8 protein-coding genes are annotated in these 9,590 nt (G+C 65.8%); 5 read left to right on the forward strand and 3 right to left on the reverse strand.

Annotated elements, in window-relative coordinates; translation table 11 throughout:
• Positions 1-143: 143 nt before the first annotated feature.
• Positions 144-1,367 (reverse strand): MFS transporter, encoded by a 1,224-nt coding sequence (locus PKD06_RS16760; protein WP_324382104.1) that lies wholly within the window; start codon positions 1,365-1,367, stop codon positions 144-146.
• A 524-nt stretch (positions 1,368-1,891) separates the two neighbouring features.
• Here PKD06_RS16760 and PKD06_RS16765 point away from each other — a divergent pair.
• Entirely contained in the window at positions 1,892-3,241 is a 1,350-nt protein-coding gene (locus tag PKD06_RS16765; RefSeq protein WP_324382106.1) for a sigma-54 dependent transcriptional regulator, read from the forward strand.
• A gap of 79 nt (positions 3,242-3,320) precedes the next feature.
• On the opposite strand, the gene PKD06_RS16770 is transcribed toward PKD06_RS16765, so the two are convergent.
• Positions 3,321-5,018 (reverse strand): dihydroxyacetone kinase family protein, encoded by a 1,698-nt coding sequence (locus PKD06_RS16770; protein ID WP_324382109.1) that lies wholly within the window; start codon positions 5,016-5,018, stop codon positions 3,321-3,323.
• A 721-nt stretch (positions 5,019-5,739) separates the two neighbouring features.
• Here PKD06_RS16770 and PKD06_RS16775 point away from each other — a divergent pair.
• The 3 genes from PKD06_RS16775 to PKD06_RS16785 all read left to right on the forward strand — a co-directional run bounded on the left by PKD06_RS16775 (position 5,740) and on the right by PKD06_RS16785 (position 6,988).
• Positions 5,740-5,940, forward strand: a complete 201-nt coding sequence (locus PKD06_RS16775; RefSeq protein WP_324382110.1) for a hypothetical protein — start codon at positions 5,740-5,742, stop codon at positions 5,938-5,940.
• Positions 5,941-5,976: 36 nt separating this feature from the next.
• Positions 5,977-6,213 (forward strand): hypothetical protein, encoded by a 237-nt coding sequence (locus tag PKD06_RS16780; RefSeq protein WP_324382112.1) that lies wholly within the window; start codon positions 5,977-5,979, stop codon positions 6,211-6,213.
• 76 nt (positions 6,214-6,289) lie between these two features.
• Positions 6,290-6,988 (forward strand): hypothetical protein, encoded by a 699-nt coding sequence (locus PKD06_RS16785; protein WP_324382114.1) that lies wholly within the window; start codon positions 6,290-6,292, stop codon positions 6,986-6,988.
• 10 nt (positions 6,989-6,998) lie between these two features.
• On the opposite strand, the gene PKD06_RS16790 is transcribed toward PKD06_RS16785, so the two are convergent.
• Entirely contained in the window at positions 6,999-7,925 is a 927-nt protein-coding gene (locus tag PKD06_RS16790; RefSeq protein ID WP_324382116.1) for a LysR substrate-binding domain-containing protein, read from the reverse strand.
• Between the two features lie 167 nt (positions 7,926-8,092).
• On the opposite strand from PKD06_RS16790, the gene katG reads away from it, so the two are divergent.
• The coding region (katG, locus tag PKD06_RS16795) for a catalase/peroxidase HPI (protein ID WP_324382119.1) at positions 8,093-9,590 on the forward strand (1,498 nt) is incomplete at its 3' end.

Genomic DNA, 9,590 nt, shown 5'->3' on the forward strand with positions numbered 1-9,590 from the left:
ACCCGTCGCGAGCCCGACGATCCCGCCACCCACCACGCAATAATCGTAGATCATGACCCTGTTCGCTCCATCCCTTGAAGGCCGGCGGCGAGCCCGGCTTGTCGCCGGTGCCCGCCGCCGCGGTTCCGTTCACGCCCTGTCCGTCAGTCCCGGTCGATCCAGGAGGTCTGCTTCGGATCCTTCACGATGAGGAAGGTGATGAAGGAGATGAACATGCAGGCCGCGACATACCAATAGAACCAGGTTTCGTGGCCGATGCTCTTGAACCATAGCGCCAGAAATTCGGCGGTGCCGCCGGCGAGCGCCACGGTCAGGGAGTAAGGCAGGCCGACGCCCAGGGCGCGGATGTGGACGGGGAACAGCTCGGCCTTCACGATGGCGCTGACCGAGGAATAGAGGCTGACGATGGAGAGGGCGGCCACGATCAGCCAGAACGCATGCCAGGCGCTCTGGGCGCCCGACAGCGAGGTGAAGATCGGCACCGTGAAGATCGCTCCCAGGAGGCCGAAGGCCAGCATCAGCGGGCGGCGGCCGATCCGATCCGACAGGGATCCGAGGATCGGCTGAAGAATGATGAAGATGACGAGAGCCCCGGCCGCAATGTTCGAGGCCGTATCCTTCGGCATCCCGACGGTGTTGACGAGGTATTTCTGGATATAGGTGGTGAAGGCATAGAAGCTCACGGTGCCGCCGAGCGTCAGCCCGACCGTCGTCAGGCAGGCGCGCCAATGCACGAGCAATTCGCGCATCGGGTTCTTCTTGGCCGCGTCCGCCTTGTGGTGGCTGAAGCTCTCCGTTTCCTCCATGCCGCGCCGCAGGTAGATCGCCACCACCGCGGCGCAGGCGCCGATCACGAACGGAATGCGCCAGCCCCATGATTCGAGCTGCGCCGTCGTCAGGAAGAATTGCTGGAGCACCACCAGCACGCCGAGCGCCAGCAACTGCCCGATCGAAAGCGTCGCGAAGATGAAGCTCGCATAGAAGCCGCGCTGGTTCGGGGGCGCCATTTCGCTGAGATAAGTCGCCGAGCTGGAATATTCGCCGCCGAGGCTCAGGCCCTGGAGCAGGCGGGCCAGGACCAGGATGATCGGCGCGGCGATTCCGATGGTGGCGTAGCTCGGCGTGAGCGCGATCGCGAACGAGCCGAAGCACATGGCCAGAACGGACACCATCAGCGATGCCTTGCGTCCGGCCCTGTCGGCATAGAGGCCCATCACCCAGCCGCCGATCGGCCGCATGATGAACCCGACGGCGAAGATGGCCGCGACGTTGAGAAGCTCGGCGGTCTGGTTCCCGCTCGGGAAGAACGATTTTGCGAAATAGATGGCAAATGCGGAATAGACATACCAGTCATAATACTCGACCATATTGCCGATCGATCCGCTGATGATGCTCCTCAGCCTGTGGACCGTTCCGCCGCTTTCCTCGCGTATGAGAGTCGTCGTCGCCAAAGTCGTTCCTCCGCTCTATTGTAGCGTCGCCGCCCTATCGGCCGTGCGACGCCGCCTGTCGTTCGCCGCCCATTCCAGGGCGCGCGGGCCGTAGCAGCTTTCGTGCCGAGAGATTGCCAGGAGAAAGACGAGTTATGATCGGCATGTTCTTGCCGATTCAGTCCTGAGCGCCGGCATATTTCAGCCGACACCCGATGGACGGCCATCATGCTCAAGCAATCCTGTATCCGACGCTTTGTACGGCCGGGAGATCATCTCCGCAGTTCTGGCAAATTGCCGATATGGATGGACGAAAAGGCAGAAGACGTCTTCAATGCGGCTAGCCGCGCGGGCGCGATGCGTGTAAAGCAGCCCTCAATTTCAATACCGGTGCGCGCCGGACCGCACCCGCGGGGGAAGAAGCGAGCGACCATGAATCGGCTTCCGCCGAAGCTCCGACAATGAAGAGACCGGCCGGGAACCCGCGCACCAGGGGAATCGTAATCGTCATCGAGGATGACGAAACGCTGCGCCTTTCCATCGAGCAATGGCTCAAGATCGAAGGCTACGAAGCGACCGCGTTCTCGTCCGCCGGCCGTGCCCTGGCCTTGATCGACAGGCACTTCCCCGGAGTCGTGGTCACGGACCTGCGAATGCCGGAGATGGACGGGATTCAAGTTCTCAAGAAGGTCATGCAGATCGATGCCGACCTGCCCGTGGTCGTGATTTCAGCCTATGGCGACATTCCGCAGGCCGTCGAGGCGATGCGCAACGGCGCCTACGACTTTCTCGAAAAGCCGTTCGACCCGGAGCGCTTGAGCGCCATCCTTCTCAGGGCGTCCGAGAAGCGGCGGCTTACGCTGGAAAATCGATTCCTCAGAAGCCAGGTCGGCGTCTCCGAGCTGGAATCCAGGATCATCGGCAATTCCGAAGCCATCCAGAAAGTCAGATATCAAATACGTGAAATCGCGTCCGCGTCGGTGAACGTCATCATCTACGGAGAAACAGGGACCGGAAAAGAACTGGTCGCCCGGTGCATTCACGATCTGTCCCCGCGCAGGCAGAATCATTACGTCGCGATCAATTGCGGGGCGATACCTGAAACCCTTTTCGAGGGCGAATTGTTCGGCAGCGAGGCCGGAGCCTATACGGGCGCGCATAAGAGGCGGATCGGAAGGCTCGAATATGCCGATCAGGGGACGTTGTTCCTCGACGAGATCGAGAGCATGCCTCTTTCGTCCCAGGCGAAATTGCTTCGTGCAATCCAGGAGAAAACGATCGAAAGACTTGGCAGCTACCAAAGCATCAAATCTGACTTTCGAACGATAGCAGCCTCCAAGGAAGATCTAAGCAAGAATAATATGTTCCGATCCGATCTTTATTATAGGCTTTCCGTCGTCGAGATCTGGATTCCTCCGCTTCGAGAGCGGGCGGAGGATATTCCGCTTCTTTTCGAGCAATTCGTCTCCGAGGCCGTGAAGACCCATTCCAGGCCGGTGCGGCGGATCGACGAAGCGCTGATGAGGGACTACAGCGTGGCGGAATGGCCGGGCAATGTCCGCGAATTGCGAAACGCCGCCGAGCGATTTGCGCTCGGGCTGGACACGAGGCGCTCTCCAAGCACGGAGCCACAGCGATCATTGGCTGATCAGGTCGATGCCTTCGAGCATTCCCTCCTCGAGAAGGCGCTGGCTTCCGCCAGGGGAAACATCGCCGCCGTGATGATGGATCTCGATATCCCGCGCCGGACCCTGAACGAAAAAATGCGGAAATACGGGATCGATCGCCATCGGTTCACCGACCGCGACTGAGGCTGGAAACCCATCCCGGCGCCGCCGCGCCGGACGATCCCGATGGCGAGGTCGAGGACGGCCGCCTTGTCCCTGAGCGTCAGCCGAGGGCTCGGCCGATCGCCCGCATCCAGATCCCGACCGCGGCCGCCCCGGCATCCGGCGCCCCGAGCGCGCGGTCCCCGACATAGCTCGCCCGCCCCAGCCGCGGCTGCATGCGGCTCGTCGCCTCCGCGCCCGCCTCCGCGGCCGCGACCGCCGCGCCCCAGGCTTCCCCGAGGCTCCTCCCCTCTCCGGCCGCCTTTGTCAGAGCGTCGGCCGCGGGACGAAGCGCATCGAGCATCGTGCGGTCGCCGGGCTTCGCACCGCCGAGCTGCTCGATAGCTGCGACGGCCTCGTCGAAAGCCGCGGCCCAGGTCGCGAGATCGGGCTGCGGCCCGTCGCCCAGCCGCCGGGCGGCGCGCAGAAGCGCGGTCGCGTAGAAAGGCCCGGAACTGCCTGCAATCGCGCGCCGCAGGGCATCGCCGAGCGTCGAGAGGACGGCCGAGGGCGACGCCCAGGCGGAATCGGGCAATCCCCGGATCGCCTCCGCTCCCCGCACCATGCTGGCGCCGAGATCGCCGTCGCCCGCGCGCCCGTCGAGATCGGCGAGGCGCGGCTCGGCCGCCGTGAGCGCATCGGCAACGGAGGCCAGCACCGCCCTGAAACGCGGCGCCAGCGGGAAGGGCGTCGCGGACGCCGTCCCCGCCCTGCCGCCTTCGGGCGCCGGGACGATCCTGCGCTCGGCCTCGACCCGTCCCCCGCCCGGCCAGGCCGGCGCGGAAGCCGGCGCGTCCAGAGCCGCGGCGATCCCCTCGTCGAGCGCGAGCACCGAAAGGGAGCAGCCCGCCATGTCGAGGGCCGTGAGAAAATCCCCGGCCCAGGCCCGCTCGACGGCGACGCCCCGCCTGCGCAAGGCGGCGAGCGCGCCGCGCGCCACGATCGCGAGTTCCATGGGCGGCGTCCCGCCGAGCCCGTTCACGAGAAGCGCCGCCCGCGACCCGGCGGAAAGGCCGGATGTCTCGACGATCTTGCCGATCATGATCTCGGCGAGCGCATCGGCGGGAGCGATCCCGGCGCGCTCCATTCCGGCCTCGCCGTGGATGCCGAGGCCGAGTTCGATTTCGTCCTCGCCGAGGGAGAAGCCGGGCCTGCCGACCGCCGGCACGGTGCAAGCCGACAGCGCGACGCCCATCGTGGCGAGCCGGGCCGCCGCGGTCCGGGCCGCTTCGGCCACCTCGCGCACCGGCTTGCCGGCGCCAGCGGCGGCGCCGGCGACCTTGTGGACCAGCACCGTTCCCGCGATGCCGCGGGAGCGGGACGCCTCGACCCTGCCCCGCAGGGCGACGTCGTCGGCGACGACGACCACCTCCGTCGGGATGCCCTCTCCGTGGGCCATCTCGGCCGCGAGCCCGAAATTGAGCCTGTCGCCGGTATAGTTCTTGACGACGAGGACCGCCCCCGCCGGCCCGGCGCAGGCCCGGATCGCGGCGAGGACCGCATCGGTGCTCGGCGAGGTGAAGACGTCGCCCGCGATCGCGCCGGTCAGCAGGCCGGGCCCGACATAGCCGGCATGGGCCGGCTCGTGTCCCGCTCCGCCGCCGGACAGCACAGCCACCGGACGGCGCGGCGGCTCGGGCAGATCCGAGCGGACGACCACGTTCTCGCCCGCCAGCAGGGCCAGCCCGGGATGGAGGCTCGTCAATCCCTCGAGCATCTCGCGGACGACATGGCGCGGATCATTGATGAGCTTCTTCAAGTCCCGGTGCTCCCGACAGCGATTGCGAAGGGCATTGCAACAATGACAAGAATTGTCGAGCCGGCAGCGGGCGCAGCCCGAAGGCGCAAGGCCGCGGAGAGCAGCGCCATGGAGCCATATAACCGCGACCCAAGATGCGGAGCCGTGCTCGGCCGGCAACGCGGTGGCGATCAGCGGCGAGAGGCTGCCCGCGTCACCAGCTCCCACCAAATCGCGCCAGCGAACCACGCTCAACTTATATGCGAAACTGTAGTATTAATGAAACCAAATTACTCGGATATCGCCCTCTGATATTCCACCCCAGGCATCTTCGGAAGCCATCGAGCCGACCCGATACTGCATCTACCCGTGAAGTCGGTCTTTGCAGCGGGTCGTCGCTGCTTTGGCGGATGTCGTCATCGCCAGCGCGACCAGGCGGGGATGAAGCTCGCCGCAGATGCGAATGGGCCATGCGAACATTCCCGGCTTCCCGGAAGATTTCGTGACTTCGATGGCGTGAGGGTGATAGGAGCTTCGAGACATCCGCCACTTTGGCACCCCCGGTGCCGGAACACCCATCGATCTCTCGATCCAACTTCCTCCGCGCGATCCGATCGCGGGACGGGCTGACGCAACGACACTCCGGGACACCGAGGTCGCAGCGGCCCGCTTCGGCTCACCGCCAAGGGTCGCATGTTTCCGCCTCGAATGCCGGCCACCCGTGCGCTTTCCAGGAACCACGATGCAAATAGCCACCGTTCCCGAACTCGAAACCCTCCTTGCCCGCCTGAAATCCGAGCAGCACGCGCTGATCGACGGCGCAGCCTGCCAGGACGCCCCTATCCACCGGGCTGACTTGCGTTCCGTCGCCGAGCTGGAAAACGCGATCGCCGCCGTGATCGCCCTGATCGAGGAGCGGCGGACGCCTCGGCGGTCCAAGTAAAGGCCGCCTCATTTTCGACACGGGAAATTCCACGCCATGGCAGCGAAATCGAAAAGCATCATCGGATGGGGCGAGCTGAACATCGCCCTCAACGGGCTCGTGAAGGCCGGAGTAATCCTCGGATACAGGACAACTCGGCCGGAAGCCGGCGGCTCCGCGGGGATCGAGGTCACGACCGCCGCGGGCGCGGACCAGGCAGAGGTCGTCTCCCGCGTGCGGGACGTGCTGCCGGACGCCTTCGCCACGGCGACGGTGCGGACGCGAGAGGGATGATCCGCGACCTCGCTCCCCGGCGAGCGCCGATTCGCAATCTGCGCGTCCCCGGACGCCAAGTGAGGGCGGGACAGCCGTGAAGGCATCGCAGAAGCCGTGGCAGCAGGTGGCATCCTCCGCCATCCCGGGCGAAGCCGACGAGATGCGGCTGATGCGCTGCGGGGAGGAATTCTCGATCCTCGTCGGCTCGATCGAGCTGATGAACAACAGCATGCGCGGATCGGAGCAGGCGCTCGGGCGCATCGGCTGCGAGCATCTGCGCGACAGCAAGCAGGCGAAGGTCCTGATCGGCGGGCTGGGGATGGGATTCACCCTCAACGCGGCCCTTGCCGCCCTGCCGCCCTGCGCCAATGTCGTCGTCTCGGAATTGATGGCGGAGGTCGAGCAATGGGCGCGGGGACCGCTCAGCCACATCTTCGGAGAATGCCTCGACGATCCTCGCGTCGAGATTCGCATCGAGGACGTCCATCGGACCATCCAGGCGGGGCCGGCCACCTTCGATGCGATCCTCCTCGACGTCGATAACGGCCCCGAAGGACTGACGCAGAGATCCAACGACCGCCTCTACGACGCGTGGGGCCTGAAACGCGCCCGCTTCGCCCTGAAGCCGGACGGCGTGCTGGCGATCTGGAGCGGGTCTCCCGATCGAAAATTCAAATCGCGCCTGCGCCGCTGCGGCTTCGAGGTGGAGGAGCGGCGCGTTCAGGCGGATGCTCGTTTCGGCCACAGGCACGTGATCTGGTTCGCCACCAAGCCGGATGATGCCGCATGGTGAGGCGGCCGTATCAGATCGAGAATGACGTCTCCGCAGCCTGAGCCTGCTTCTGCAAGCCGATCTCGCGCACGATTTGCGCGATCCGGGTGAATTGCGGCGCAAGCGGATTGGTCTTTCGCCAGACCATTCCGATCGTGCGGGTGGGACGGGGCTCCGCCAGCCGCGAGACGCAAACCGGCGACGAGCGGGCCTCGGTCTCGACCGCCATTTGCGGGATGAGCGTCACGCCGATGCCCGCCCCCACCATCTGGACGAGCGTTGAGAGCGAGCTTCCTTCCATCAGCTCGCGCGCGGACGATTTCCCGATATGGCAGACGGAGAGCGCCTGCTCCCTGAAGCAATGCCCTTCCTCGAGAAGCAGCAGGCGCATCTCGTGCAGACGGTCGGCGTCGGGCGTCGGCTTCCCCATGTCCTCCAAGGGACGCACGAGGACGAATTCCTCCTCGAAAAGAGGAACCTCGGTCAATGTCGCCTCCGAAATCGGCAGGGCGACGATCGCGGCGTCGAGCCGCGCCTCCGTCAGGTCGTCGATCAGCCGATGAGTGACGGCTTCCCTCGGCCGAAGGTCGAGCGTGGGATGAAGCTCTCCCAGAACCTTCATGATGCGGGGCAGCAGATACGGCGCGACCGTCGGGATGACGCCGATGCGGAGCCGCCCGGTCAGCCGGCTGCGCGCCGAGCGCCCCAGATCGGCAAGCTCGTCCACCGAGCGCAGGATCGCGCGGCTGCGCAGGGCGAATTCCTCGCCGAGGGCGGTCAGTCGGATGCGCCGCCCTCCCCTCTCGACCAGGGGCGCGCCGATCAGTTCCTCGAGGTCCCTGACCTGGAGGGAAAGGGCAGGCTGGGAAATCGCGCAATTCTCCGCCGCCCGCCCGAAATGGCCCGCACGGGCAAGGGCATCGAAATACCGGAGGTGCTTCATCGAGAGGCCGCTCATAAGAAAAACATATCGGAGGTTTTTGAATATGCAATTAGAACTAATGAGCAAGGCGTGATACGCCCTGGAATTGGAACAGGTCTCAAGCGGCTGCCGGGGCGAGGGCGTGCCGCATGAAAACCGCGTGCCGCCTTGTCCGAATCCAGGAAGATCGGCCGGAGAAACGAATGAACACGATGTCGAAACCGGCGGCCGGATGTCCGGTCGCCCACGGCGCCTTGACGTCGGCGGAAGGAGCGGTCGCGCGCTGGTGGCCGAATGCCCTGAACCTGGACATCCTTCACCAGCACGACACGAAGACCAATCCGCTCGGCCGGGACTTCAACTATCGTGAGGAAGTCAAGAAGCTGGACGTGGAGGCGCTCAAGGCGGACCTCCTCGCGCTCATGACCGACAGCCAGGAATGGTGGCCGGCCGATTGGGGCAGCTATGCCGGCATGATGGCCCGCGTCTCCTGGCATGCGGCGGGCTCCTACCGCATCGGCGACGGCCGCGGCGGCGCGAGCACGGGCAACCAGCGCTTCGCGCCGCTCAATTCATGGCCGGACAACGCCAATACGGACAAGGGCCGCCGTCTTCTGTGGCCGATCAAGAAGAAATATGGCAACAGGATCAGCTGGGCCGACCTGATCGCGCTCGCCGGCACGATGGCCTACGAGGCCGCCGGCCTGAAGACCTTCGGCTTCGCCTTCGGCCGGGAGGACATCTGGCATCCCGAGACCGACATCTACTGGGGCGCCGAGAAGGAATGGCTCGCGCCGAGCGACGGCCGCTACGGGGCGGTCGGCAGCCCGCAGACGCTGGAAAACCCGCTCGCCGCCGTGCAGATGGGCCTCATCTACGTCAACCCGGAAGGCGTGAACGGCCGCTCCGATCCGATGGCGACGGCAGCCCAGATGCGCGAGACCTTCGCGCGCATGGGCATGAACGACGAGGAGACCGTGGCCCTGACCGCCGGCGGCCACACCATCGGCAAGTCGCACGGCAACGGAAATCCGCGCAACCTCAGCCCCGACCCGGAAGCCGCGGGCCCGGAATTCCAGGGCCTCGGCTGGATGAACACGAAGGGCCGCGGCATCGGCCGCGACACCCTCGTCTCGGGCATCGAGGGGCCCTGGACCACCGAGCCGACGAAGTGGGACAACGGCTTCTTCGAGATGCTGTTCAAGCATGAATGGACGCTGACGCGCAGCCCCGCCGGCGCGTCCCAATGGGCTCCGATCACCATCGCCGAGGAAGACAAGCCGGTCGACGTCGAGGACCCCTCCATCCGCGTCATGCCGATGATGACGGATGCGGACATGGCGCTGAAGGTCGACCCGATCTACCGCGAGATCTCGCTGCGCTTCAGGAACGATTTCGAAGCGTTCTCGGATGCCTTCGCCCGCGCCTGGTTCAAGCTCACCCACCGCGACATGGGCCCGCGGTCCCGCTATCTCGGCCCCGACGTCCCGCAGGAAGACCTGATCTGGCAGGATCCGATCCCGGCCGGGCGCAAGGACTACGACGTGAAGGCGCTCGAGGCCAGGATCGCCGCCTCCGGGCTGTCGGTCGCCGATCTCGTCGCCACCGCCTGGGACAGCGCCCGCACCTTCCGCGGCTCGGACAATCGCGGCGGCGCCAACGGCGCCCGCATCCGCCTCGCGCCGCAGAAGGACTGGGAGG

The organism is Enterovirga sp. (genome assembly GCF_035325185.1).
Lineage (GTDB): Bacteria > Pseudomonadota > Alphaproteobacteria > Rhizobiales > Beijerinckiaceae > Enterovirga.

What these genes read in the sequence shown, in the direction of transcription:
- PKD06_RS16775 (WP_324382110.1), top strand. Translation starts at nt 5,740, where the DNA reads ATGCAAATAGCCACCGTTCCCGAACTCGAAACCCTCCTTGCCCGCCTG.
- PKD06_RS16780 (WP_324382112.1), top strand. Translation starts at nt 5,977, where the DNA reads ATGGCAGCGAAATCGAAAAGCATCATCGGATGGGGCGAGCTGAACATC.
- PKD06_RS16760 (WP_324382104.1), bottom strand. Translation starts at nt 1,367, where the DNA reads ATGGTCGAGTATTATGACTGGTATGTCTATTCCGCATTTGCCATCTAT.
- PKD06_RS16765 (WP_324382106.1), top strand. Translation starts at nt 1,892, where the DNA reads ATGAAGAGACCGGCCGGGAACCCGCGCACCAGGGGAATCGTAATCGTC.
- PKD06_RS16790 (WP_324382116.1), bottom strand. Translation starts at nt 7,925, where the DNA reads ATGAGCGGCCTCTCGATGAAGCACCTCCGGTATTTCGATGCCCTTGCC.